The 26,140-nt window shown below is 59.6% G+C and carries 25 protein-coding genes; 22 read left to right on the top strand and 3 right to left on the bottom strand.

Annotation, left to right across the window (positions count from 1 at the left end; genetic code table 11):
* The first annotated feature begins 11 nt into the window (after window positions 1–11).
* The 22 genes from FGF66_RS05045 to FGF66_RS04940 all read left to right on the top strand — a co-directional run bounded on the left by FGF66_RS05045 (window position 12) and on the right by FGF66_RS04940 (window position 22,695).
* Window positions 12–377 carry an STAS domain-containing protein gene (locus FGF66_RS05045; protein ID WP_139456605.1) on the top strand — a complete coding sequence of 122 codons (366 nt, stop codon included), beginning with the start codon at window positions 12–14 and terminating at the stop codon, window positions 375–377.
* Window positions 374–1,768, top strand: a complete 1,395-nt coding sequence (locus FGF66_RS05040) for an NDP-sugar synthase (RefSeq protein WP_139456604.1) — start codon at window positions 374–376, stop codon at window positions 1,766–1,768. The genes FGF66_RS05045 and FGF66_RS05040 overlap by 4 nt, the downstream gene beginning before the upstream one ends.
* Window positions 1,765–2,115 (top strand): STAS domain-containing protein, encoded by a 351-nt coding sequence (locus FGF66_RS05035; RefSeq protein WP_139456603.1) that lies wholly within the window; start codon window positions 1,765–1,767, stop codon window positions 2,113–2,115. The genes FGF66_RS05040 and FGF66_RS05035 overlap by 4 nt, the downstream gene beginning before the upstream one ends.
* The gene (locus tag FGF66_RS05030) at window positions 2,112–2,531 is read left to right on the top strand and encodes an ATP-binding protein (protein WP_139456602.1); all 420 of its coding nucleotides are present in this window, start codon (window positions 2,112–2,114) and stop codon (window positions 2,529–2,531) included. The genes FGF66_RS05035 and FGF66_RS05030 overlap by 4 nt, the downstream gene beginning before the upstream one ends.
* Before the next feature lie 3 nt (window positions 2,532–2,534).
* A complete protein-coding gene (locus FGF66_RS05025) occupies window positions 2,535–3,509 on the top strand; it encodes a glycosyltransferase family 2 protein (RefSeq protein WP_139456601.1) in 975 nt (324 codons plus the stop codon).
* Between the two features lie 6 nt (window positions 3,510–3,515).
* On the top strand, window positions 3,516–4,025 hold the full coding sequence (locus FGF66_RS05020) for a serine O-acetyltransferase (protein WP_139456600.1): 510 nt from the start codon (window positions 3,516–3,518) through the stop codon (window positions 4,023–4,025).
* A 16-nt stretch (window positions 4,026–4,041) separates the two neighbouring features.
* The gene (locus FGF66_RS05015; RefSeq protein ID WP_139456599.1) at window positions 4,042–5,238 is read left to right on the top strand and encodes an SLBB domain-containing protein; all 1,197 of its coding nucleotides are present in this window, start codon (window positions 4,042–4,044) and stop codon (window positions 5,236–5,238) included.
* 53 nt (window positions 5,239–5,291) lie between these two features.
* Window positions 5,292–6,446: a glycosyltransferase gene (locus FGF66_RS05010; protein WP_246046581.1), complete on the top strand. Its 1,155-nt coding sequence runs from the start codon at window positions 5,292–5,294 to the stop codon at window positions 6,444–6,446.
* Window positions 6,443–7,357: a glycosyltransferase family 8 protein gene (locus FGF66_RS05005; RefSeq protein WP_139456597.1), complete on the top strand. Its 915-nt coding sequence runs from the start codon at window positions 6,443–6,445 to the stop codon at window positions 7,355–7,357. Before FGF66_RS05010 ends, FGF66_RS05005 begins: the two co-directional genes overlap by 4 nt.
* Before the next feature lie 254 nt (window positions 7,358–7,611).
* Window positions 7,612–9,363, top strand: a complete 1,752-nt coding sequence (locus FGF66_RS05000; protein ID WP_139456596.1) for a lipopolysaccharide biosynthesis protein — start codon at window positions 7,612–7,614, stop codon at window positions 9,361–9,363.
* A complete protein-coding gene (locus FGF66_RS04995; protein ID WP_139456595.1) occupies window positions 9,360–11,657 on the top strand; it encodes a GumC family protein in 2,298 nt (765 codons plus the stop codon). The genes FGF66_RS05000 and FGF66_RS04995 overlap by 4 nt, the downstream gene beginning before the upstream one ends.
* Before the next feature lie 7 nt (window positions 11,658–11,664).
* A complete protein-coding gene (locus tag FGF66_RS04990; RefSeq protein ID WP_139456594.1) occupies window positions 11,665–12,804 on the top strand; it encodes a glycosyltransferase family 4 protein in 1,140 nt (379 codons plus the stop codon).
* A gap of 19 nt (window positions 12,805–12,823) precedes the next feature.
* Complete coding sequence (locus FGF66_RS04985; RefSeq protein WP_139456593.1) at window positions 12,824–13,354, top strand: serine O-acetyltransferase; 531 nt, start codon at window positions 12,824–12,826, stop codon at window positions 13,352–13,354.
* A gap of 109 nt (window positions 13,355–13,463) precedes the next feature.
* Window positions 13,464–14,903 carry a hypothetical protein gene (locus tag FGF66_RS04980; RefSeq protein ID WP_139456592.1) on the top strand — a complete coding sequence of 480 codons (1,440 nt, stop codon included), beginning with the start codon at window positions 13,464–13,466 and terminating at the stop codon, window positions 14,901–14,903.
* A 12-nt stretch (window positions 14,904–14,915) separates the two neighbouring features.
* Entirely contained in the window at window positions 14,916–15,320 is a 405-nt protein-coding gene (locus tag FGF66_RS04975) for a VanZ family protein (RefSeq protein WP_139456591.1), read from the top strand.
* Window positions 15,321–15,332: 12 nt separating this feature from the next.
* Window positions 15,333–16,427: a radical SAM protein gene (locus tag FGF66_RS04970; protein ID WP_139456590.1), complete on the top strand. Its 1,095-nt coding sequence runs from the start codon at window positions 15,333–15,335 to the stop codon at window positions 16,425–16,427.
* A 7-nt stretch (window positions 16,428–16,434) separates the two neighbouring features.
* A complete protein-coding gene (locus tag FGF66_RS04965) occupies window positions 16,435–17,535 on the top strand; it encodes a glycosyltransferase (RefSeq protein WP_139456589.1) in 1,101 nt (366 codons plus the stop codon).
* Window positions 17,536–17,595: 60 nt separating this feature from the next.
* Window positions 17,596–18,669 carry a glycosyltransferase 61 family protein gene (locus FGF66_RS04960; protein WP_139456588.1) on the top strand — a complete coding sequence of 358 codons (1,074 nt, stop codon included), beginning with the start codon at window positions 17,596–17,598 and terminating at the stop codon, window positions 18,667–18,669.
* 61 nt (window positions 18,670–18,730) lie between these two features.
* Window positions 18,731–19,951, top strand: a complete 1,221-nt coding sequence (locus FGF66_RS04955; RefSeq protein WP_139456587.1) for a glycosyltransferase family 4 protein — start codon at window positions 18,731–18,733, stop codon at window positions 19,949–19,951.
* Window positions 19,951–21,153, top strand: coding sequence for a glycosyltransferase family 2 protein (locus FGF66_RS04950; RefSeq protein ID WP_139456586.1), 1,203 nt, complete (start codon window positions 19,951–19,953; stop codon window positions 21,151–21,153). The genes FGF66_RS04955 and FGF66_RS04950 overlap by 1 nt, the downstream gene beginning before the upstream one ends.
* Before the next feature lie 447 nt (window positions 21,154–21,600).
* Complete coding sequence (locus FGF66_RS04945; protein WP_139456585.1) at window positions 21,601–22,005, top strand: DUF4332 domain-containing protein; 405 nt, start codon at window positions 21,601–21,603, stop codon at window positions 22,003–22,005.
* A gap of 249 nt (window positions 22,006–22,254) precedes the next feature.
* The gene (locus FGF66_RS04940) at window positions 22,255–22,695 is read left to right on the top strand and encodes a YidB family protein (RefSeq protein WP_139456584.1); all 441 of its coding nucleotides are present in this window, start codon (window positions 22,255–22,257) and stop codon (window positions 22,693–22,695) included.
* Between the two features lie 84 nt (window positions 22,696–22,779).
* Here FGF66_RS04940 and FGF66_RS04935 read toward each other — a convergent pair whose 3' ends face one another.
* From FGF66_RS04935 to FGF66_RS04925, 3 genes are all read right to left on the bottom strand, one after another.
* Window positions 22,780–23,658, bottom strand: a complete 879-nt coding sequence (locus tag FGF66_RS04935; protein WP_139456583.1) for an SDR family oxidoreductase — start codon at window positions 23,656–23,658, stop codon at window positions 22,780–22,782.
* Window positions 23,659–23,838: 180 nt separating this feature from the next.
* A complete protein-coding gene (locus FGF66_RS04930) occupies window positions 23,839–24,594 on the bottom strand; it encodes an HNH endonuclease (RefSeq protein WP_139456582.1) in 756 nt (251 codons plus the stop codon).
* A 128-nt stretch (window positions 24,595–24,722) separates the two neighbouring features.
* A complete protein-coding gene (locus FGF66_RS04925) occupies window positions 24,723–26,075 on the bottom strand; it encodes a sigma-54 interaction domain-containing protein (protein WP_139456581.1) in 1,353 nt (450 codons plus the stop codon).
* Window positions 26,076–26,140: the final 65 nt, after the last annotated feature.

The following is a 26,140-nucleotide window of genomic DNA, read 5'->3' as shown; positions in this document are numbered from 1 at the left end:
AGGAACCCGTCATGAAATTCACGCTTGACAACATCGACGGCCAACTGGTGGGCATCGCGGAGCTGGAGGGACGGCTCGACGCCCGCAACAGCAAGCCGCTGCAGAAAACCTTCCTCGAATGGCTGGAAAAGACACCGCTGGTGGTGTTCGATTGCAGCCTGCTCGATTTTATCGACAGCAGCGGGCTGGGAGCCATTGTTGGCTGTTTGCGCAACGCGCTCGAAAAAGAGGGCGATCTGAGGCTTGCCGGACTGAACGAAAAGGTAGGCATGGTCTTCGAACTGACGCAGGCGAAACGGCTCTTTTCGATCTTTGCCAACCGGGGCGAGGCGGCTTCATCGTTCGCCGCCAAACCCGATTCAGGAACAGGGCGATGAAAACCATCCTCGCATTCAGGGAGGAGGAGTTTGCGTGGAGTCACGAGGTTTTTTCCTGCCTCCATCCCCTGCTTCTGCCGCTGTGCAACAAGCCTTTCATCGAATTCCTGATCGATTTTGCGATTCTGACCGGCAGCACGGCCGTTCGCATCCTTTGCGATGGCGGGATCAACCCGATCGAGCGCTACTGCGAGAATGGCAGCCGCTGGGGAATCGCGCTCTCCTACGGAAGCCTTCATGCCGATGATAGCGCCCAGATACTGCTCGGCAAGAACCGCAAGTTTTGCGGCGAAGAGCGCATCATGATCGTCAGCGGCTTCTCTTTCATCCGTTACGACAAGCGGCTCGATTACAAAAGCCTCGCCAGTTCGCTGCCCGAGGGCGAGTGGGCCGCCTGCCCCGGCGGAAGCATCACGCTCTCCGGCGCACCGGAAAAGCCGCCGGCGGACGGAGCAGCAGCGCCGCTTTCGCTCATGCCGCTCGACGGCATGGCGAGCTACTACCGCGCTTCGATGGAGGCGCTCGAAACCGGAGCCGACCGCTACGTTCTGCCCGGCTACGGCGGTGAACCGGGATGCGCCATCGGCAGGAACGTGGTCATCAGCAAATCGGCGCAAATCCGCAAGCCGGTGAGCATCGGCAACAACGTCCAGCTTCTCGGCGACACGATCATCGGCCCCTCGGCCATCATCGGCAGCAACGTCATCATCGACCGTGAGAGCTCGGTGGAATCGAGCATCGTGCTCGACAACACCTACATCGGCGAACACCTCGAAGTCAACGGACGCATCGCCTCGGGCAACCGCCTCAACGATCCGAGAAGCGGCGCGTCGATCTCGATGGAAGATCCGCACCTGCTCGGCAGCATCAAAAAGAGCCAAACCCTGAGCGCCCTTCCGCGCAAAGTCGCGCACGCCCTCGCCGCGCTCGTCATGATCGCCGTGCTCGCTGTTCCGTTCCTTTTTCTCTGGCCACTGCTCAAACTTGGCGGACGGTGGAGATCGGCCCAAATCGACTGCCATTCCGAAAATCCCGGCGAAACCATCTCGCTCGGGAAGGTCGAACTCGACGCCACAAACGCGCTGGGAGCGATAGCCTCCACTCTTTCGCTGGATCACTATTTCCGGCTCTTCCGGGTGCTCACCGCCGAGCTCGCGCTCATCGGCAGCACACCGCTTCCGGCTGAGGCGCAGCATCCGAACGCTCCGGCAAACGCGCTCGCCTACCGGCCCGGCGTCTTCAGTTATGCCGAAGCCGAACAGTGGCCCGCCACCGGCGACGACGCGGCCATCGTCGAGCGCTACCACCTCGTGCACAGCGGCCCGATCTCGGACATCGGCCTCGTCGTCAAAGCCTTCGTCAACCGCCCACATGAAAAAAGCAGCGCATGATTATTACCGAAACATCGGCAAACGGCATCGTCATCGTCGCCCTTGAGGGCAACCTCGATGCGCTCTCGGCTCCGAAACTCCGAGGCAGCCCTCCGGTTGCCGACCCGAAAACGGCGATTGTCCTCGATCTGGAAAAGGTGGATTTCATGGACAGCAGCGGCCTGGGAGCCATCGTCGGCGCGGCCAGGGAGAAAGACGATCCGGCTTGCGGCATCGTGCTCTCCTGCATGAACGACAAGGTGCGTAGGACCTTCGAGACCACCAACGCCCAGAGACTTTTCCATATTTTCGACGACACCGCCGCTGCCGTCGATTTCGCGGCAACCCGGCAAATCGCCCGCACATGAGCAGCATCATCACGCTTACCCTGCCGGGCGACCCGCTCTTCACTGAGGTTGCCCGGCAAACCACAACCTCGGTGGCCAGTCTCCTGACCGGCGAGAACCATTCCGCATCCGATGAGACGCAATTCGTCCACGACTTCGAGCTTGCCGTCAGCGAAGCCTTTACCAACTCGGTGAAGTACGCCGGAGAGCACGACACTCCGCCGACGGTCACGCTCAGCTTCGAGCTGGAAAAACGGCGGCTCACGGTGAGCCTGCTTGACGCCAACGGGCCGTTCAGCATTGAAACGCCCGCGCCCGACATCGAGAGCTATCCCGAAAACGGCTACGGCCTCTGGATCATCCGCAAGGTGATGGACAGCGTCACCTATCGGCGCGAAGGAAATTCCAATATCATCTCCATGTCAAAAACACTCTAACCGATGGTCACGGTCGTTATCGTCAGTTTCAACACGCGGGAGATTCTCGCGAACTGCCTCGATGCGCTTTTCAAGAGCGGCATGGGCAGCGAGATGGAGGTGTTCGTCGTGGACAACGACTCGCGCGACCAGTCGGCGGAGATGGTCGCCGAGCGCTTTCCGGAGGCGCGGCTCATCGCCAACAAACAGAACCTCGGCTTCGCGGCGGCGAATAATCAGGCGTTCCGGCAAGCCTCCGGCGAGTACATCGTGCTGCTCAATCCCGACGCCTACGTCCTTCCGTCGTCGATTCCCAACGCCGTGCGCTTCATGGACGAGCACCCGGAGTGCGGCCTGTGCGGCGGCAAGATCATCTCGCCGGAGGGACGCCTCGAACCGTCGGCGCGCCGCTTCCCTTCGCCTTTGACCAAGCTCTTGACGCTGTCGGGCCTTCGCGCGAAGTTTCCGAAATCGCGCTGGCTGAACTGGCACGAGTTCGGCGACTTCGCCCACGACCGCCCGATGGAGGTGGACTGGGTGCCCGGCACCTTCACCATCGTGCGCAAGGCGATGCTCGACAAAATCGGCCCGTTCGACGAGCGCTTCTTTATTTATTACGAAGAGACCGACCTCTGCCTGCGGGCCAAAAAAGCGGGCTGGAAAGTCTTCTTCATCCCGGACGCCGAGGTGATGCATATCGGCGGCGCGAGCAGCAAGACGCGCAAGGACAAGACCTTCGACAGCGCCGCCTCGCAGGTGCTCTCCTTCCGGATGCGCAGCGAGTGGCTCTACTACCGCAAAAATTATGGAATTGCGACGATGCTTGCGAGCGCTGGCATCGAGCTGCTGTGGTTCTCGATGCGCTACCTGAAAAACCTTTTGCTCCCGTCTGGCGACGCCGCGCGGAAAAAAGAGATGGCCCGTTCGACCATGAGCCAGGTCACTCGCTCGGTCGCCGACACGCGCTTCGGCAAGTTCTCGCCACCAATTCCCTGGTAAGTTCGCATGAGCCTTTTCCCTAACATACAGGCCGACCTGAAAACCTACGGCGGCCACTGGAGCCAGCAGGGGTTCTGGGTGATGGTGGTCTATCGCTACGGGCGATGGCGCTACGGCATCAAAAACCCGCTGCTGCGCAAGCCCTTTTCGCTGCTCTACCGGTTTCTCTACAAAATCGCGCAGATTCTCACCGGCATAGAGCTGCCCTGTGAAGTGCCGGTCGGCAGGAACTTCCGCATCGACCACTTCGGTGACATCGTCATCAGCGGCTACGCGAGCTTTGGCGACAACTGCATCATCCGCAACGGCGTCACGGTGGGGCTGAAGAACATCGAGGAAAAAGCCGCCCCGAAGATCGGCAACAACGTCAACATCGGCGCGGGCGCCAAACTGCTCGGCAACATCACCATCGGCGACAACGTGGATGTCGGAGCCAATGCGGTAATCATCGCCTCGGTACCCGCGAACTCCATTGCCGTGGGCATTCCGGCCAGAATCATTCCGAAAAAGTCTTGATCGATTCCACGTTTCCATGAGACGAACCGAACTGTTTTTCCCGCGCTACGCCTGGCGACAACCCGGCGCGACTCGCGGCGACGAGCGATTCAGGCGAGCGAGTTCCCTGCTCTGCTCGCTGCTGTTGCTCTTGCTCTCGGCGTGCAGCTCTATTTCTCCGAAGGAGACCGCCGTCAGCAAAACAGGCGAAAGCACCTTCAAGTCGGAGCCGCCGAAAAAGGTGCAGGCGTTCGCCACGCCCGAGCGGCTCAAGGCGCTCGACACGCAGGAGGCGTTCGAGTACAGGCTGGGGCCGGGGGACATGATCGGCATCCTGGTGTGGCGGCGGCCCGAACTATCGCAGGAGGGCATTCTGGTTTCGCCCGACGGCTTCCTCACCGTGCCGAGAATCGGCAACATTCAGGTGCTCGGCTTGAGCGTCGCCGAAGTGAAAGCGCTGGTCACCTCGAAACTCGAATTCTTTTACATTGAACCCGAAGTGACCATTCGCGTCCAGGAGTTCCACAACAACAAGGCGTTCGTGCTCGGACGGGTGAGCAAACCGGGCGTCATCAACTTCCCCGGCAAAGGCACACTGCTCGAAGCTCTCGCGCTGGCGGGCGGCATTCCCGACCAGAACAAGGATACCTCCTTGACCAAGTGCGCCATCATCCGGGGCAACGACACCATCATCTGGATCGACCTCGAAGATCTGCTCCGGAACGGCAACATGGCGCTGAACGCTCCGGTCAGGAACAACGACGTGATCTACATTCCGGAGTCTTCGGACGAAATGGTTTACGTACTCGGCGAGGTGCAGACGCCGGGCGCGATCCAGATCAGAAGCGGCATGACGGTGCTCAAGGCGGTGATGCTGGCGGGCGGCCTGAACAAGAATGCAAACGCAGAAAAGGTGTTCGTCGTCCGGCAGCAGACGCTCAAGGGGGACGTGATCAGGGTTGACCTGAAAAAGCTGCTCGAATCCGGCGATTTTACCCAAAACTTCTCGCTGATGGCCAACGACATCGTGTATGTCAGCCCCGGCGGCATGACAAAGTTCAACTATGCAATCGAAAAGATCATGCCTTCGTTGCAGATGCTGAACCTCGGTTTCAGCGACCTGGAGTCGCTCGGCGTCATGGAGCGATTGCGCTCGAAGATTTGGGGACAGTCCGGCTTCATCAACAGCAGTTCGAGCGGCGCCACATCCACCACGACCACCACAAGCCCGTAATCAGACTAATAAAAAGCACATTGCAGAAACCGCCGTTAACCATCATTCCTTCCGTGCCGGTCTGGAAACAGGGCGAAACCCTGCGGTTCGACCGCAAATTTTACGACGGCCTCTTGCTCTATGCCGAACTCTGGCCGGGGCCGATCACCTGCGTGATGTCGCAAAGCAGCTCTCCGCTCCCGGATTTCGGCGTCGTCGAGGCAACGCCCGGCGACATGCCATTTACCTGCATCGTGCTCAGGGAGAACAAAATCGCCGGTGGCGAACACATCGCCAACGCCGCTGTCGTGCTGGCATCGGCCGACGCCCACGACCAGCTCCATGTCGCCGCCTTGTGCCGACAGAAGGGCGTCAGATGCGTCTATGTCATCGAGTACATCCCCGAAACCCGCTACCAGATAGCCGCGCTCAGCTCCCGAAATCCGGTTCTGCGGCTCCGCCAGTACCTCTACCTCCGGCTCGGCGAACGCAAACGGCGCAAGGCATTTAAACGCTGCGACGGGCTTCAGTGCAACGGCGCTCCTGCCTACCATGAGTACCGGAAGACACCGAACCGGTTGCTCTACTTCGACACGCGGGTCTCGAAAGAGCAGCTCATCGGCGACGCCGAACTCGAAGCGCGCCTCTGTACGCTCAGGGAGAAAAAGCCGCTTCGGCTGGCCTTCTCCGGGCGGCTCGTGGCCATGAAGGGCGCGGATCACCTCGTCCAGCTCGCCCTGAAGCTCAAAAAGCTGAATCTCCCGTTCCACCTCTCCATCTACGGGGCGGGCGACCTGGAAGCGGAGATGAAACGCTCTATCGAAAGGAACGACCTGAACGAGCTGGTAACGATGGAGGGAGCGGTGGACTTCCACCGGCAACTGCTGCCCGACCTCAAGGAGAAGGTCGATCTTTTCGTCGCCCTGCACCGCCAGAGCGATCCATCGTGCACGTACCTCGAAACCCTCTCCTGCGGCGTACCGATCGTCGGCTACCGCAACCAGGCATTCAGCGGCATTCTCGATCTTGCCGAGGTCGGCTGGGGAGTCCGGCCCGATGACATCGACGCGGTCTCGTGGATGATTCTGCGGCTCGATCTCGCTCGCGAGGAGATAGCCGAAAAGTCGAGAAACGCCGCTGGCTTCGGTCGCCAGCACGATTTCGAAACCACCTACAAAAACCGGATCGACCACCTGCTTTCCATAACCAACGGACGGAAACGCACATGAACGAGAGGCTCAACATCGTCTTCGCTTCCGACAGGAACTACATCCAGCACCTCTCCGTCGCGCTGATTTCGCTGCTCGTAAACAACCGAGAACTGGCGTTCACCGTCAATATCATCAGCAGCGGCATGACGGCGAAAGACCGGCGCAACATCGGCGAGATCGTGAAAGGGTACGACTGCGAGGTCAGGCATCTCACCGTTTCGGACGACCTCTTCGTCACGCTGGCCACCGAACACCCGATGTACCCGAAGGGCATCTACTACCGCCTGCTCATTCCCTCGCTCATCGACGAACAGAAGGTGCTCTACCTCGATTCGGACATCGTCGTCAACGGCTCGATCCGTGAGCTGTACGAGACCGATCTCGGCGACGCTTATGTCGGCGCGATCGAAGACCCCGGTTTCGACCGCCACGACAAATTGCGCATGGACAAGTCGGCGGTCTATTTCAACTCCGGGATGATGCTCATCAATCTCAGAAAATGGAAAGAGACCGACCTCCAGAAAAAGATCATCGACTTCATTGAAAAACACCCGGATGACGTCTGGTTTCCCGATCAGGATGGCCTCAATTCGGTCATCAACGGCAGATGGAAAAAGGCGCCGCTGAAGTTCAACCAGTTTTCATCGCTGTTCGACGCTGATTTCGAAAGCCGGTTCGACTGCTTCGGCAAGAAGGAGCTTCAGGAGGCCCGGACGAAACCGGTCGTCATTCACTACAGCTCCGGCTCGAAGCCCTGGCACTTCAAAAACAGACACCCGTATAAAAGCTATTACTGGAAGTATCTGAAAATGACGCCGTACCGGCGCGCCATCTACTCCGACTTGAGGCCGCTGCATCTGTTGAAATCGATGATCCCGAAGAATTTCAAGGCAGCCATCAAGAAGGTGCTGAAAAAACAAGCCGGTTGACGCACGAAAGCCATCCCGCTTTCGTATCGATGGCAAACAGTTCTGAATCCACCGTCATTGCGAGGAGCATCGCGATGTGGCGATCCATGTGGATTCAGCGAAGGCTGTAAACGATGGATCGCCACGTCGCGACAGGTCGGGACTCGCGATGACGAGTCTCCATCACTGGAGGTGCAGACCGGCATGGTGAAATCAAAAAACACTGGACTGGCACAATCATTCGCCTGTTTTGCCTTGACACACCACTACCCACTATGATCCATAAGGAAAACGCGCAGAACAAGCTTGTCAGCAATGCAGTATCGGGCATCATGGCGACCCTCGTCTATATGCTCAGCCGACTGCTGCTGACGCCCTTCATCCTGCACTACCTCTCCTTGAGCGAGTTCGGCCTCTGGTCGCTCTGCTTCATCATCCTCTCCTACGCGGGCATGGGCGGTTTCGGCGTCAACAGCACCTATATCCGCTATGCGGCGCGTTACCTGGCCGAGGGACGGGAACAGGAGATCAGCCGCCTGCTCTCGACCGGCGTGGCCTACATGTTTCTGTTCTGCTCGCTCTTTTACGCGGGCCTCTATTTCTCGATGCCATTCCTGATGGTGCGCTTCAACATCGAAGCGGCGCAGCGGGCGGTGGCCACGACGCTGATTCTCGGCACGGCGATCGTCTTCAGCATCGAACTCGTCCTCGGCGGCTTCCGCTTCATCATCAACGGAATGCACGAATTCGCCAAGGAAAGAATGGTCACCACGGTCGCCGGACTGATCGAAATCGGCGCGATCATCGGCTTTCTCGCGCTTGGCTCCGGAGTGAAAGGACTGCTCTACGCCTACGCGCTGCGGCTCGTGCTCGAAACGCTCGGCTGCTGGTTCATCGCCAAATCGCTGCTGCCGTCGCTGCGCGTCTCGCTGCGGCTTTTCAGCCGCGAGCACCTGCGGCACTTTTTCGGCTTCGGCGGCAAGGTGCAGGTGCTCGGAATGCTCGGCATCTTCCTGACCGCCATCGACCGACTCTTCATCACCGCCATTTCGGGACTTGCCGCCGGAGGTTTGTTCGAAATCGGGCGAAAGCTCCCTTCGGCGGCGGGCGGAATCTCCTCGTCGGCCTTCGGGCCGTTCCTCTCGACGGCGGCGCATCTCGAAGGGAACTGGACGGGAGACAAGTGGAAAACTCCCGCCGAGCGCGCCGTCACCTATCTCATGGTCGCGCTGGCCTCCGTTGCGCTGGCGAGCGCGCCGATAGCCTTTCTCGACCGGGTGCGCGCCTTGTTGCCCGTCAATAGCTGGATAGCCGCGCTTGTCGCCGCCGGAGCGGGCGCGGTGCTGCTCGCGATGCTCGACCGTTCGTTCAAAACCGAAAACCGCCTCGATAGCGACGAGCTGAAAAAACTCTACCTCGACGGCATCCGCTTCACCAATATCATCAACTCGCTCTTGTTCGGCTTTCTCATCGCCATGGCCCGCCCGCTCATCGACGTCTGGGTCGGCACGAAGTATCCCGGCGCCGCCGAAGTCATGATCTTTCTCTCCATCGCCTACTCGATCCAGCTCTGCACCGGCCCGGTCACGCTGCTCTTCAGGGGAATCGATCGCAACGGGCGCGAGCTCGAATACATGCTGGCGCAGACGCTGCTCATGGTGCTCTGGATTCCCGCCGGAACGACCGTCTGGGGACTCACCGGCGCCGCTGCGGCCATCGCCGCGAGCATGTCGGCCAGCACGCTCTTCCTCATCTGGCGCAGCAACGGCACCTTCGCCATCCGCACGGGCGAATTTGTTACCCACAGCGTACTGCCAGCCCTGATTCCGATTGTTCCGGGAGTGCTGATTTTCACCATCTCCACGCTCTGGCCGCAAACCGGACGGCTGAATCTGATGCTCCAGATTGTCGCGTGCGGTACGTTCTTTGTGCTGTCGAGCGCCGGACTGTTGTGGAAATTCGTGCTCGACGAGGCTGAAAAAAGCAAAGCGTTCGAACTGCTGCCACTGAAAAAAGGATCGGCATGATCAAGGAAAACGCACCGAAAGAGGCGCTGCCGTTCGGCAAACCGAACAAACCGATCGACATCGTCGGCTTCATCAAGCGATACGGCCTGTTCGCGCTCGTGATCGGCGCGTTCCTGTTCACGCTCACGGTGCCGCTCGTGCTGCTCATCAGCAAACCCAATTACGAGGTTCACTCCCTCATGAGAATCGACCCGGTCATCCCCTCGGTCATCACCAAGTCCGAAGACCCGTCGATCATGAACTACTACTCCGATTACTCCAACACGCAGGCCAAGCGAATCCTGGGCTTCGATGTGCTCAAAGCTACGGTCGAAAAACTCACTCCCGATCAGCGAAACGCAATCTTTCCGCCGAACCTTCCTTCGGCAACCTGCGCTGAAATCGCCGGAATCATCATCAAGGTCAACCCAGTGCCAGGCACGCACCTGATCGACATCGGCGTTTCCGGCCCGAAGAAAAAGGGGCTTGCGCCGCTCATCAACACACTCATGCGCGTTTACCTCGACAAGGTGAGACGAGGCAACGAAATGCAGGATAACGAGCGGCTGGTCTATCTCAAAAACGAACAGCAGGCCCTGACCAACGACATCGCTGGCATCGAGGAGAAACTCAACCTGCTCACCAAGGACATTTCGACGGCTGATTTCGGTGAAGACAACAACAGGGCCAGCAAAAGGGCTGACGAGCTTCAGCAGGCCGCGGTCAACGCCTTCACGGAAAGAGTCTCTTCGGAAAACCAGTTGAAAGAGACCGAAACAAACAGCCAGCAACTCAAAAAACTGAGCCTCGATCCCATGGTCGAGGAGCGGGTGATGGGGGATCAATCCCTCCACTCCACCAGCTCGTGGACCTACCAGCAGCAGCAGCAGCTCCGGAGCACCACCGACGGCCTGACGCAGAACAACCCCGACCGCATCTACGTCGAGCAGCGCATGAAGGCCATGCGCGACTACGAGAAAAAGTTGCAGAACGAGGTGCGCAACTCCGCGAAAATGATCGTCTATGGCAAGCGCGATTACGAGCAGAAGCGGGAGCTGATCCTGAGCAAAAACAAGGCGGAAAAAGCCAAAAGCACCGAAGAAGAGCTGCTCGACGAGCTGGACAAGACCCGGCAGGAGTCGGTGCGCATCTCGCTCGGCCTGCACCTCGGCGAGGCGCTCAAATCGTCGCTGAAGCACAAGCGCGACCTGCTCGAGCAGATCGACACCCGCATCCACGAACTCGAACTCGAAGGCAAAGCGCCGCTGCACGTCGCCATCGAGTCGCTTGCCCGTGAACCCGAAAGCCCGGCGGGTTCCAATACCAAAAAGCTGATGCTGGTCTTTTTCGCCCTCTCGTTCAGCTCGGTCGGCGTACTGTTCGCAGCGGTCGATTTTCTCGACAACCGTATCCGGCGAAAGGAAGATATAAAGGCGGCGCTTGGCTATCCTCCAGCAAAAGAAATTGCCGAATCCGCCGAAGAGAAGCCGTTCCACAAGCTTCTCGAACTTGCGCCCACCGACCCCGCCGCGCAGGCGATACGAAGCCTCGCGGTGAAGCTCGTTCACGAAAACCGGCAGAGTGGCTCGAAGATCATTCTCTTCAGCGGCGTCGAGCGGCAAAGCGGCGTGACCTCGCTCGCCGGGAACTGCGCGCAGGCGTTGAGTTCGCTCGCGCCGAAGGTGCTGCTGATCGAGGCCGCCGCCAATGCGCCGACGCTTGCCGAACTCGACGGACTCGGCAATGAACCCGCTGGAGTTCGGGAGCTGCTGGCGGGTGCGAAATCGCCCGAAGAACTGATCGTCAGCGGCGGCGAAGGGTCGCCCGACACGCTCTACAACGGAAATGCGGTGGCAGGATTTACGCCGCAACAGCGCCTGCCCGGAATACTCGCCGGTCTCCGGGAACAGTACGATTTTATCTGCATCGACGCTCCCCCGGTGCTGGAGAGCAACCTGACCGAAAATCTGGCGCTCCATGCCGATATCGTCACGCTCGTCGCGCTTGGCGAAAGCACGATGTACCGCGACCTGCGGGCCGCCGCCGAGGTGTTCGTGCGGCTGGAGGTTCCGGCGATCATGCCGATCCTGAACTGGGGCGGCCAGGCAAAAAGCTCGAAGATCGACAAGCTGCTCGAAAAGCCTCCGGAGTTCCTCGACAAAATCGGCATCGAAAAGCTCGAAGCGATCATTCTGAATCTGCCGTCGGGACGCCGCCTGTTCGACCTCATCGACAGCGCATTCTCGCTGGTCAAAAAAGCGGCCAGGCCGAACAAATCGGGGCCATCCGGCAACAGACAACGCTCAAATCAGTGACACCGCAATGAAACACCTGCCGGTTCTGTTCGGCTACCACGCCTCGAACCTCGGCAACAGCCACGTGCCGCTCTCGCTGTGCCGCTACTGGAACGAATCGGGACGGCAATCGACGCTCACCGTGGCCAGCGCCGACGACGCCTTCGCGTTTCCGTGGCTCGATCCGGCCCTGAAAGGCATCAGGAAAGGAATCGTCTATAAACTGGGAGATCGGGTGCAGCCGAAGCAGATGACCGAAGCGCACTTTTTCCGCAAGGAAAGCGCCTCGTCGCCGGTCTATCTCTGGGCCGGGCTGTCGCTCGACATCTTCGAGCGCTTCCGTGAGCGCGGCGCGAAAATCGTTCTCGAACGAATCAACTGCCACCGGGCGACCTCGCGCCGGATTATTCTCTCCGCCTGCGAGCACTGGAACGAAGCGGTTCCGGAGACCTTTTCGGACAGCCAGATCGCCGAGGAGAACCGCAAGCTCGAACTCGCGGACGCAGTGTTTTGCCCGAGTCCGATGGTGAGAAAATCGATGCTCGACAACGGCGTGCCGGACGGGAAGCTGATACAAACCAGCTACGGCTGGGCGCCCGAACGCTTTCCGTCGATCGACGCGCCACGCAGGGAAAACCCGGAGCCGGTTTTCCTTTTCACCGGAACCCTCTGCATCCGCAAGGGTGTGTTGCTGCTGCTCGAAGCGTGGAAAAAAGCCAAAATCCGGGGCAAACTGCTGCTCTGCGGCGGCGTCTATTCGGACATCGAAGCGGCGATGGAGCGGCATCGGGACACGCCCAACATCGAGCACATCGCCTACACGAAGGATATTGGCGAGGTCTATCGCCGGGCCGATCTCTTCGTCTTTCCGAGCCTCGAAGAGGGCGGGCCGATGGTGACTTACGAAGCGATGGCGCACGGCATTCCGCCGCTCGTCACGGCGATGGGCGCGGGCGCAATCGTGCGGGACGGCGTCGATGGCGTCGTGCTACCCGATTTCGACGTCGATGCCTGGGCGGCGGCGATGACGGAGATGGCGGAAAATCGCGAGAAGAGAGCGGAGATGGGGCGCAACGCCCGCCAGCGTGCGGCGGAGTTCACCTGGAAGGAGGTGGCAGCCCGCCGCGCCGGACTGCTCGAAGCGCGTTACCCGGAGCTTTGGAAATGACGACCGGCTGCACACAACGATGAAGCCGGAACCAAACAGTGCGCCGATTTCGGCGACCGAGCCGGACTGGAGCCGCGAAGCGCCAATTCCGGGGCGCTACGAACCGTCGAAAAAGCTGCTCGCGGCGCTCCGACGCTATCAGCGGCTGAAGGCAAAGGGCGGCATCGCGGCTCGCGCCGTGCGCCCGTTCGTGGTGCTGCGGCACCGCATCTGGAGCGCCGTCAGCGGCGCGGACATTCCGCTCGACTCGAAGATTGGCGGCGGGCTGCTCCTGCCCCACCCGAACGGCGTGGTCGTTCACCCGGATGCGCGGATAGGCCCGAACTGCCTCTTCTTCCAGCAGGTGACGATCGGCATGGGCGGACGCAAGCCCGGCGCGCCGAAAATCGGCGGTCACGTCGATATTGGCGCGGGCGCGAAGATTCTCGGCGGCGTCACGATCGGCGACCACGCCCTCATAGGCGCGAACGCCGTCGTGCTCTGCGACGTGCCCGCGCACGCCACCGCCGTCGGCATTCCGGCGCGGATCGTTGCGCCGAACAAGAACTGAGGTTGTGGAAGTGATCGCCGGAGCATCAACGCCATGAAACGGCAGAAAAACACATTGTGGACGAGCGCCCTCCCGGCTCCCGGACAACGGCAAAACGGACGTCATCCTCATGCATGAAGGCGAAGGAAATATCATGGTGGCCGTCGCCCTGTTCGGCTGGATTCCGATTGTCAGGGCGATCTTCAAGCGCTTCGACGCGCGGACGGCCGTCGCCATCGCCTTTGTCGCCGGCTGGATGTTCCTGCCTGTCGCCGGATTCAAGCTCAAGGGCATTCCGTCCTACAGCAAGCTGACCGCCACCTGCATGGTCATTCTGTTCTGGGCGTGGAAATTCGACAAGGAGCGGTTCCAGGAGTTCAGTTTCGGCCTGATCGATCTGCCGATGCTCGCCTGGTGCATCGCGCCATTTTTCTCCTCGGCATTCAACGACCTCGGCGTCTATGACGGCCTCTCCCAAACCATGTACCAGAGCATCACCTGGGGCGTACCGTACTACATCGGCAGAGTATTTTTCAGTGACACCGACGGGCTGAAGCTCTTCGGCACGGCAATTTTCATTGGCGCGGTGATCTACATCCCCTTCTGCTGGTTCGAACTCGTCATGAGTCCGCAGCTCCACCGGCTGACCTACGGATTTCACCAGCACAACTTCCTCCAGACCCTCCGGGATGGCGGCGGATTCAGGCCGATGGTCTATATGGATCACGGCCTCATGACCGCCACCTGGATGGGTCTCGCGCTCTTTCTCGGCGCATGGCTCTTCTACACCAAAGAGCTGCCAGAAAAAATCCTGCGGCTGCCGTCGCTCTATCTGCTTCTCGGGCTTGGCGTTACCTTTCTCATGATGAAATCGTACGGAGCGATTTTCCTGATTTTTCTCGGGCTGATGTTCGTCTTTCTGTCGAGCAAGATGAAGAACATCTGGCTCGTCATTTTGCTGCTCTCCGCGCCCCATCTGTACGTCTATACACGCACAACCGGCATCTGGGACGGCACGAATCTGTCCGGCTTCGTGGCGGAAAAGTTCAGCCCGACACGCGCCCAATCGCTCCAGTTCCGTTTCGACAACGAAGCGATTCTCATCAAGAAAGCGATGGAGGGCACGGTGTTCGGCTGGGGCGGATACGGCCGCTCGCGCGTGTACGACGAATACGGCAAAGACATCAGCATCACCGACGGACTCTGGATCATCACCCTCGGCCAGAACGGCATCTTCGGCCTGATGGCCCTGATGTTCGCCGTGCAGACGCCGGTGATCTTCTACCTCATGCGAAGCGATCCGGAGCGCTGGAGCGAGAAAAACCGGGGCGCGCCCACGGTGATGATCGTGTTTCTGTCACTCTACATGATCGACAGCCTGCTGAACGCCATGGTCAATCCGGTGTACATGGTTTTCGGCGGCGGCATCGTCAGCATGTTGCTCAAGGGCGAAGCGGCGTTCAGCGCGAAACAGGCGAACGGCTCGTTCGAGGAGCCGCGGCTCGACATGCCGAAGACCCGCTTCCTTCCTTCGCCCTCCTTCCAGGGCTTTTCACGCTTTATCAGTTGAGAACTTCGAGGCATGAGTACAGCAACAAATGAACATGCCGGGTCCGGGTACTGCTCACCCTCCAGACTCGGAACCTTGTGGATCGCGGCGTTCGTCCTGGCGCTGGCGGGCGCGTTCGTGCCGAAGCCGGAGTTCCAGTACGGCTTTTTCATGATCGACACCCTCATCCACCTGGCGATTTTCGCGATACTCGCGTTCATTCCGATGATCCTCTTCAGATGTCGGAAAACCACCTTTCTGCTCGCCATTTCGATGGCTCCGCTCGGCTATCTGCTCGAAAATCTCCACCTGATGGTGACCGGCAGCAGCTTCAACGTCATCAACGCTCTCGCCAACAACCTCGGCGTCCTTGCCGGAATCGCCGCCGGATTCGTCCTGCGCCTGAAAAGCCACTACCAGCGCAAACGTCAGTCATAAATTTTTACGAAGATGAAAGTCACCGAACTGGCCCGCATGGGCTTGAACCATAGCCGCAACGCGCTTGCCGAGTCGCTCTACATCAAAAGCGGCGTCGATTTCACCCGCCCCGTCACCTTCCACGCGCTGGTCAACGAGCGCTGCAACTGCAAGTGCCGCCACTGCGAGTACTGGCGGCAGGCGGAGTACATTCCGGAGATGTCGATCGAGGAGTGGCAGAAAACGCTGCTCAGCATCAAGGAGTTCGTCGGGCGATTCTCCGTGAACTTCAGCGGCGGCGAACCCTTTATCAAAAAAGGGTTTATCGACCTCTTGCGCTTCTGCCGCGACAACGACATTCTGGCGGGCGTGACGACCAACGGCGCGTTGCTGAACGAAAAGAACGTGCAGGCGCTCGTCACCGCGCGTCCGTTCAACCTCAACATTTCGCTGGACTCGACCACGGCGGCGGTGCACGACTACGTGCGCGGCATGAACGGCCTGTTTGAGCGGATCGTGCGCGGCATCGGCCTGCTGAAGGCGGAACAGCAGAAGCAGGGGGTCACCTTTCCGATTATCGTCAAGCCGACCGTCATGTCCGCGAACTTCCGCGAGCTGCCGGAGATCGTGCGCTGGGCGGAGAATATGGGCGCGACGGCGGTGAACTTCCAGCCACTTGGACGCTGGACGCCGGAAACATACGACGAGCTGTGGATCGAAGAGAAAGAGATGGCCGAATTCGAAAAGGTGATCGACCAGCTCATCGGGATGAAACGCGCCGGGTCGCCGATCATGAACAGCGAGGAGATTCTGCGGCTCATGCCCGCGAGCTTCCGCGAGGAAAAAGCCTCGCCGGAACACCTCCCCTGCCGGATCGGGCTGCACGAATTCTACATCCGCCCCGACGGCGAGGTGAAGCTCTGCTTCCACTTCCCCTCCATCGGCAACACCACGAGGGAGTCGGCACGGGAGATATGGACGGGCGCGAAAGCGAAGAAGATACGCGAGGCGACGATCAAGTGCGACAAGCTCTGCCTGCTCACCTGCCTGTCGCAGAAGTCGCTCGTCAACAAGGCGAGCCAGGCGCTGACCATCCTCAACCGGCAGAAAACCAAGGCCGCGAAGTAAACTCACGATGAACGAAAAGCACCTCGACAGCCCGGCGTACCGCAATGGCCGCGACCTGCCGGAGATCGACTGCGTCCTGATCGGCGTCAACAGCGCGAAGACTTTGGGACGCTGCATCGAGTCGATCCGCGCGGGCAGCTATCCGGCGGAAAAGCTGCGCATCTGCTATGCCGACGGCGGCTCGACCGACGAAAGCATCGCGGTGGCGAAGCGCTACGACGGCGTGCGAGTGCTCGCGCTGACGCCGGAGTACCCGACGCCTGGGCTTGGCCGGAACGCCGGATGGCGAAGCGGCTCCGCGCCTCTGGTGCAGTTCCTCGACTCGGACACCATCGTCGATCCGGAGTGGTTCCGCAAAGCGGTCGCCCGTATGCGAGACGCCCGTTTCGGCGCGCTCATCGGCTTCCGGCGCGAGCTGCACCCGGAGCGCTCGGTCTATAACTGGATCGGCGACCTCGAATGGAACGGCCCGGTCGGCGAGTCGGATTGCTTCGGCGGCGACGTGCTCCTGCGCCGCGAGGCGCTCGAAGCGACCGGCGGCTACGACGAAACGCTCGTCGGCGGCGAAGACCCGGAGCTGAGCCGCCGCGTCATCCGCGCCGGATGGAAGATCGAGCGCATCGACGCCGTCATGACGCGGCACGACCTGGCCATGACGACGCTGAAGCAGTACCTCAAACGCGCCTACCGCTCCGGCTACGGCTTCGCCGCCGTGCGAGCGCGGGAGGCCCGGCTCGGCAGCCCGTTCTGGAAAGCGGATTTCCGCAAGATCGCCATCAAAGGCGGCGGCTTCATCGCCGCGGAGAGCCTGGCGACGGTGACGCTCCTCTCCGCCCGCCCCTCCGCAGCTTCGATGCTGGCAACGGCGACGTTGTGCCTGGCGGGAGTTCCGCTGCTTTTTTCGCCGAGGCTCTTCAAGGTCGGCAAGTTCATGCGGGAGAACAAGTTGACCCGCAACGAGGCAAAGACCTACGCCTGGCACTGCTCGGCGGTCGTGCTCCCGCAGCTCGCGGGGGTCGTGCGATACTACGCGGGCGCAATCGCCAAACGTCCGCTGAGGAACAAACGAAGCGCTTTGAAAACCGGACTCTCCAATCCCGAAGCCTGACGCCCGGCCACACCTCCAGCGCCGCATTCGACAAGATTCAGATAACCATCCCCTCGCCCCATGCCGATAAACCTGCCCTATCTCCGCCGCTCGCTCTGGCGGCTGCTCGGCAACGGCTCCTTGCCGGAGCTGTGCGAAAAAGAGTGGACTGTCGCCCCGGCCTGCGTGACCAGTACGCGTCCAGCCTTGTACATTCCGGGCGCGCTCGACAACGTCACCGCGTCGTCGGCCTCCTCGAATCTGGAGCAGGAGATGCGGAGGATCAAGGGCGGACGCACGGAACACGCCGCCACCATCGCGCGGGCGCTCGCAGACGTGACGCTCTCTGACGGCTACCTCTACAAGCAAGGCGTCAAGATTCCGGTGAGCATCCAGAAGGAGCGACTCGTCATCGACCGCCAACCGACGGCCAGAAAAGAGGTTGCGGTGCTGGCGTGCGGGCTGACCGACATTCAGTTTTTCGGCCACTGGATGACCGACGGCCTCCCGCTGCTCATGGCCGCCCGCGATCTCGGCCCGCCGATTCGCAATGCCGCGACGCTCACCGGCCATCAGAAGGAGTATCTCTCGATGCTCAATCTTGGCTACGACCCCTTCACCGCCGGAAAGATCGGAAAGCTCATCGTGCTCGAAGATTACGGGCAGAACAACTACAAGCGGGATCGTTACCAGGCGATGCGGGCGCGCTTCCGGGAGGTCGCGCCGAAACCCGCTCACCCCGGCGCGCTGCTCTTGCGCGGCACATCCGGAGTCGTCACGCCCGACGCGCAAGGCAACCGGCGCATACTCGTCAACGAGGCGGAGATCGCCGACTACCTGCAATCGATCGGCTTCCAGCTCATCGATTCGACGAAACAGAGCGCCAGAGAAATCGTCGAGAAAACCTCCGGCTCGAAGATCATCATCGGCGTCGAAGGAAGCCAGATTCCCCACGGCCTTTTTACGATGGCCGATAAAGGCACACTGATAAACATTTTCCCGCCGTTCCATTTCAACAACGTGCTCAAAGGCCAGACCGATTGCATGGAGATGCACTACGCCTTCACGATCGGCGAGGTGTGCGAAGGCGGGTTCCGCCTGCCGCTCGACACGCTCAAAAAAACGCTCGACCTCGTCGCGGCAAAGACGGCCTGAATTTCGGCAATCATCACTTGAAACGATCCCCCGTTCAAACCAGACTTTCAAATTCAGTAGCATGACCCGGAACACTGTCGCCTATCTGTGCAGCGAGTACCCGGCTATTTCGCACACCTTCATCTACCGCGAGATCGAGTCGCTGCGCAAGGCCGGAATGACCGTCCATACGGCCTCGATCCACAGGCCGGAAAAGCTCGATCTCATGACCCACGCCGAGCGCGAGGAGGCCGCAAACACGCTTATGGTGCTCTCGCAACCGGCGGCGGCAATCATCGGAGCGCATCTGCACTGCCTGGCCAAAAACCCCGGCGGCTACCTGAAGATGGCGGCGGACGCCTTCCGGCTGCTCTTCACCGGCCCGAAAAATCTCGTCAAGGCGGCGGCCTACTTCGCCGAAGCGGGCATTCTGCTGCGCTGGGCGCACCGGCACGGCATCACGCACATCCACGAGCACTTCGGCAACCCGACGGCGCTGGTGGCGATGCTCATGAAGCGCTACGGCACCGTCACCTTCAGCATCTCGGTGCACGGCCCCGACATCTTCTACACCGTCGATTCGGCGATGCTGCCCGACAAGGTGCGCGAGGCCTCGTTCGTGCGCTGCATCAGCCACTACTGCCGCAGCCAGATCATGCGCATCAGCGAGGTGGAGCGCTGGGATCGCTTCCACATCGTGCGCTGCGGCATCGATCCGGAGCTGTACGCGCCGCGCCCCGAACCCGGCAACGCCGTGCCGGAGCTGCTCTGCGTCGGCAGACTGACCCCCGCCAAGGGCCAGCACATCCTCATCGAAGCGTGCGCCATGCTCGACCGCGAGGGCGTGCCGTTCCACCTCACCTTCGTCGGCGACGGCCCCGACCGCGAGTCACTCAAAAGCTACGTCGGGACGAACAAGCTCGGCAGCAAAGTCACCTTCACGGGCGCGCTCGGCCAGGACAAGGTGCGCGGGCACTACGACCGCGCCGACATTTTCGTGCTGGCGAGTTTCGCCGAGGGGGTGCCGGTGGTGCTCATGGAGGCGATGGCCAAGGAGATTCCGGTCATCTCGACCCGCATCACCGGCATTCCCGAGCTGATCGAACACGGAGAGGACGGCCTGCTCGCCGTGCCCAGCGATCCGGAAGATCTGGCGCGGCAAATCCGCACGCTGCTCGAAAACCCCGATCTGCGCACACGCTACGGCCAGGCCGGACGGCAAAAAGTGATCGCGATGTACAACCAGCACAAGAACAACGACCTCTTGGCCGAGCACTTCAAGAATGAACTGAACGACGCCTGATGCACATCATCGTACCCATCGCCAAGCTGCTGGTCATCCTGCTTTCGATTCCGGCGCTCTACCTCGTGATAGTCACCATCGCCGCATACCTCTTCCGGAAAGAGGCGCTGGCGGCAAACCGCATCCTCGAAATCGGCGTGCTCATCCCGGCGCACAACGAGGAGGCGGGCATCGCTCACACCATCGAGAGCATCCATGCGAGCGACTACCCGGCGGAGAACGTCAAAATCTTCGTCATCGCCGACAACTGCGACGACAAAACCGCCGAGGTGGCGCGAAACGCGGGCGCGACGGTCTTGGCGCGATTCGATCTTGAAAACCGTGGAAAAGGGCAGGCGCTCGACTGGTTTCTCCGCCAGCACAAGGCGCTGTACGACGGCCTCGACGTCATCACCATCATCGACGCCGACGTCCGCGCCGACCGGAACTACCTGCGAGAAGTGAGCCTGTCGTTCAGCCAGCCGGGCATCCAGGCGCTGCAAGGCTACAACGGCGTCAGCAACCCGGAGGCGGGATGGCGGCCCGGACTGCTCGACGCGGCCTTCAACGTCTTCAACCACCTGCGCATGGCCGGGCCGTTCCAGCTCTCCGGAACCTGCGCGCTCAAGGGCAACGGCATGGCGTTCGACAAATTCCTGATCGAGGAGACCGGCTGGCCCTGCCACTCGATTGTGGAGGACATGGAGTTCAGCTTCCTGTTACTCATGAACGAGATCAGCGTACACTACAATCCGGATGCCGTCGTGCGAAGCGAAATGGTCACTTCGGGCGCAAACGCTTCGAGCCAGCGCAGCCGCTGGGAGAGCGGGCGCTTCAAGCTGGTCAGCCAGATGGCTTTGCCGCTGCTCAGGCTGTTCTTCAGCACCGGCCAGATCCGCTACCTCGTCGCCTTCGCTGAACTCGCCGTCCCGCCGCTCACGCTGCTGGTGCTGCTTTTCGCCGTAACCTCGCTTTTGTCGCTGATCTTTCTCGACAGAGCATGGATGCTGTCCGTCGCCGCATGGTGGCTCATACTCTTCTTCTACGTGGTATCGGGCCAAATCCAGCGCCACGCTGGACTCCACACCTGGCGCGTCCTCGTCGCCGCCCCCCTCTACATCCTCTGGAAAATTCCCCTCTACCTCGCCATGGCGATACGCAAAAAAAGCGACGCCTGGGTTAGGACAAAACGCGAAAGCGAAAGTTCAGAGATCGGGAAGTGATTGCAACTTTGCCAGACACTCTCTGACACCAGTACGCTTGCTTTTATCCCTCCTGCCGGTATCGTCTTCGAGGCAATCCGGTTGATAACTCGTTTCTACGTAAACTGATAAGGCGGCTGGATGTTGCCGTAAGGATCGATCTGGCCAGGTTGAAGACAACTCCGGAAACCACCCGGCGGCATGTCAATGTGTTGTCATTTCAGCTAATCTTCCTTAAACTTGAACTGATAGTCTCTGACGCTGCATATCGGACTTTCAGGTACAAAATTTATATGCGCCGTCCCTGACCCGGCCTGACAGCAAAGCCTCCCCTCGATGCATCCAGAAGGGTCTTGGCCACGATAACGACACCTGTAGATCCACAGCTTGCGGACGAACGAGATCATCGAACAGAGAAGTATAGCGACGGTATCCTGAAGAAAACATGAATGATTCAAGGAGGAGATTATGTCCAGAATCGCGGGTATTGAAGGGATTGACGAAGTGCATGGGGAAAAACTCCACGGCATGGGAATCACTACTGTTGAGGTATTGCTTGAAAAAGGGGCTTCTCCGGCAGGAAGAAAAGCCATTGCCGATGCAACCGGAATGAGTCATGCGCTCGTGCTCCGGCTGGTGAACCAGGCTGATCTGTTCCGCATCAAGGGCATCGGAAAGGAGTATGCCGACCTGCTGGAGGCGTCAGGCGTGGACTCGGTGCCTGAACTGGCGCAGCGAAAAGCCGAGAATCTGCACTGCAAAATGGCTGACGTCAATGCCACTAAAAATCTCGTCAAACGATTGCCCCCCGAACCAGAGCTGGAGGAGTGGATCACACAGGCCAAATCGCTTCCAAGAGTGGTGACGCATTGAGCGATCGATGAAAGCTGATGGGCGCTTCGACCTGACGCCGGGGCGCCCTGTCGGTAACATGACGGTATGGTTTCGGTGGCTTTCTTCAACAAATTCAGAGTACCGCCAAAGTCCCGGAACCGTGTCGGATAGCGAGCTGAATGGAACTGTTTTCAAAGCCAGCCATCGAAAACGCGACTACTATCCGCGCAAAAACCCGTTGAGATACCCCTGTCGTGAAGTGATTTTAAAATCTAAACATACACGATCATGGACTTATCAAATCTCCTTCAACTTGGCGCTTCCGCCATTCTGCATAACAGTGATCAGGCGACCAATGGCCTTGACAGCAATGAGCTGGTTTCAGCGCTGTCAGGCCTGTTGGGCGGGGGCGGCGGCAACCTGAATCTCGGCGCTATCCTCTCCAAAATGCAGCAAAGCGGACTCGGCGACATCGCGGCCTCGTGGCTCGGCAATGGCGCGAACGCGCCGATCTCGCCCGGGGCGGTGACGGATTTGATCGGCAGTGATAAAATCGCCGATTTCGCCTCCCGCTTCGGCCTTTCCGAGGAGAGCGCCAAAAACGCAATCGCCAGCGCCTTGCCGGAGATGGTGGACAAGGCCAGCCCGAACGGCTCGCTGCTCGAAGGTCTCATCGGCAGTATCGGCGGGTTGGGCGGACTGTCGAACATGGTGAACAAGTTCTTTTGAACCATCGAAAAGCATCGAGCCACAGCACAAACGCATGAAGCCGGAGAACATCCGGCTTCACTGGTTTTATGACGAAACCACGCCTCAGAGCGGCAGATTCTTGCACTCGTTGAAGAAGTCGCGCAGGCGATGGGTGCCGTACTTCGGCGAAACGAAATCCAACTTGCTGAGCGTGGTGGCAAACAGCGCAACATCATGCACGTCGCGGTTGAAAATGCCGACCGCGCCGACGATGCCGTCAGCCAGCCAGAAAGGCAACGGAACCAACGCGGGCTGCGTACCGGCGATTTCGATAGCCAGGTCAACCATTTCACGGTAAGTGAAGACCTCCGGGCCGCCGACCTCGACTTCGCGCTCGCTGCTGTCAACCGCATCGGCGCAGACCTTGGCGAGGTCAGCGCCGTGGATCGGGTTCTGGCGGTTGTAGCCATCGCCAATCCACAGCATGAAGCCCCGGCGGGCGCGGGCGACGAACTGGCCGATCTCCGAGAAGAAGCCGTTCGGGCGGATGATCGTACTTTCGATCTCCGCTGCCTGCAACTCGCGGACGAACTTTTCGTGCGCCTGCACGTTCGGGATGTTCATCATGCGGTGCGCGTCGAAGACCGAAACATAGATGAATTTTTTTACGCCAGCCTTGAGCGCCTCGGCAAGGATGTTCATGTTGCCCTGATAATCGACGTCGAAGTTGTCGTGCTCGAAGTCGGGCTTGATCATGCCGAGCGACGAAAAGACCACGTCGATGCCGTCGCACAGCCCGGCGATGGTTTCCGGCATGGTGGCGTCGCCGAAAACTACGTCATCGACGAGGGTGTCGATCTCTGGCGCGAAAAACGGCCCCGGCTTTTTGAACTTTTCGGGATTGCGCACCAGCGCGCGCACCCAGTACCCGCGATTCTTGAACTCCTGCACCGCATAACGGCCGAGGTAACCGGTCGCCCCGGCCACAAGCACTCTCTTCATTGATTCCGCTGATAAGGTTGATGGATAAAGCTTTTTCGACGGGCAATATACGCAATTCAGACGAGGGGCGGAGAAAGAGGAATCCCGACCTCACAGCCGGGATCGCGGGAGATGCACGAGCACGAACAAGTGCGTCACGAAAAACCTGATGCATCTTTGGAGTCAGAACCTTCGTCAATCTCACGCACCGCCTGCTTCTTTTTCGGAACGCATGAACTCCGACCAGCGAAGTTCCAGTGCTTCGTGGTCTGGAAAGTCCTCCTGAGCTTCCGGACTTGCTAAAGGCATCATATGAAACGACGCATAACTTGTCCTCATCAAACTTTTAGACAATTGAACAATGAGTGTTGTTGGCTCGATAGCAATCAAGTTGAGGTCAAATAGCGTATGAAGATCGGCTCGCAGCAGTAGACCATTTCGCGTGACATTTGATTGAGCACCCAAATATGGAGATATGTGCGCTGCCTCCAGCGCTGGAACTGCATCACAGTTGGAGATGGCACAGCGATAATGATATGCAGATAACAAACCCTGACGGAACAACGGTTGACCTTTGCGCTGCACTACTTCGACAAGCGTACGTTGACGGTTATCGATTTCCTCATTCACTGACCAGTACCCACTCTTTTCGAGTGATTCAGATACACGAACTTCCTGAGCACTCGCGAACGGAATGATACTTGACGCGCCAATGTTAGCCTTGCCCTTTTCTGAAAGCCGATACCACCCATGCCTAATTTGTAAAAATAGGCCGCGAGCATGTTCAGGCACTGATGGTGCTGAGCCAGGATCCGTACGCATACCTTTGAAAATAGGCGAGAAGCTGCCTTCAGGAACGCCACAAATTTTCCTTAGCTCCTGAGGTTGAAATTCTTCATCCAGGTTTGTCCCCAGCCTGATCTTAGCAGCGGCGATAATGGAGTCATGAATGGTCATAGTTGTGAACACGCTAAAAGTGAGACACTATTATCTGATAGTACAATTCGCCCACGAATCACCTCTAACCACCGTTCCAAAATAACAGATAAAATCATCAATCTCAGCGCTTTACAATCCCCCCCATCTCACCGGTAGTGCTTATAGTTCATGCCGAACTTTTGCATTTTCAGGCTCAATGTACGGCGGGTGAGGCCGAGGGATTCGGCGGCGGCGGTGATGTTGCCTTTATGCGCGGTCAGCGCTTCAACGATCATGCCGTATTCGACCGAGTTCACTTTGGCGACCAGCCCCGCCTGCTCCGTCGCCGCCGGAGCCACCGAACTCTGGAGCGAGAGCGGCAAGTCGTCGCCGTCGATGACGTTTTCATCGACCAGAATCACCGCGCGCTCAATGACGTTTTCCAGCTCGCGCACATTGCCCGGCCACGGGTAGGCAAGCAGCATCTCCTGCGCGGACTGCGAAATAGCGGTGATCTCCTTGCCGAACTGCCGGGCGAAACTCGATACGAAAAACTCCGCCAGGGCGATGATGTCGCTATTGCGGTCGCGTAGCGGCGGAATGACGATCGGAAAAACGTTGAGCCGGTAGTAGAGGTCTTCGCGGAATTTGCCCGCGGCGGCCATCTGCTTGAGGTCGCGGTTCGTGGCGGCGATGACGCGGATGTCGATTTTGATCTTCTGGTTCGAGCCGACCCGCTCGATGGTGCGCTCCTGCAACACGCGAAGCAGCTTGGCCTGGATCGGCAGCGAAAGTTCGCCGATTTCGTCGAGAAAAATCGTGCCGCCGTCGGCCTCCTCGAATCGGCCCTTGCGCGGTTTGTCGGCTCCGGTGAAGGCCCCCTTTTCGTGGCCGAACAGCTCGCTTTCGATGACGCTCTCCGGCAAGGCGGCGCAGTTGAAGGTGACGAACGGCTTGCTCGCTTCGTTGCTGTTGTAGTGAATCGCGCTCGCCACCAGCTCCTTGCCAACGCCGCTCTCGCCGAGAATCAGCACGGTGGAGCGGGTCTTGATGATTTTGGAGATCAGCGCATAGACCTCCAGCATCGGTTTGGAGTTGCCGATGATGTTCGACGGGCGGAACTTCTCCCGGAGAGCCTTCTGGAGCCGCTCGTTCTCCATGCGGAGATTGTGCTTGTCCTCGTTTTCGATCAGGTAAAGTTCGACCGCCTGGGCGATCATCGAGGCGATGATACCGAGAATCTCCACGTCGAAGCCGAGCAGCTCGTGGTCGTCGCAGCGCCGCTCGACGCTGATCGCCCCGAGCACCTTTTTGCCCTGCTGGATCGGAATGCAGACGAAGGAGAGCGAATGATCTTCGGTGGAGGAGAGGCTGCCGGTGCGGTTCAGGAAGTTCGGCTCGTTGCCGATGACCGGCACGATGATGCGCTCGCCGGTTTCGACCACTCTGCCGGTGATTCCCTCGGCAACGTTCTCTTCATGCTTACATGTTGGAACAATCGAAGCATAACTCGCAGTTATGACAGATCGATCATCTTGTCATGCAAGACGCTTTCATTCTCTATTCTTTATACGTTTTAATCTGC

The organism is Chlorobaculum thiosulfatiphilum, from assembly GCF_006265165.1.
Lineage (GTDB): Bacteria > Bacteroidota > Chlorobiia > Chlorobiales > Chlorobiaceae > Chlorobaculum > Chlorobaculum thiosulfatiphilum.
Note: the sequence above shows the minus strand (reverse complement) of the source record. Positions and strands in the feature narration are given on the sequence as shown.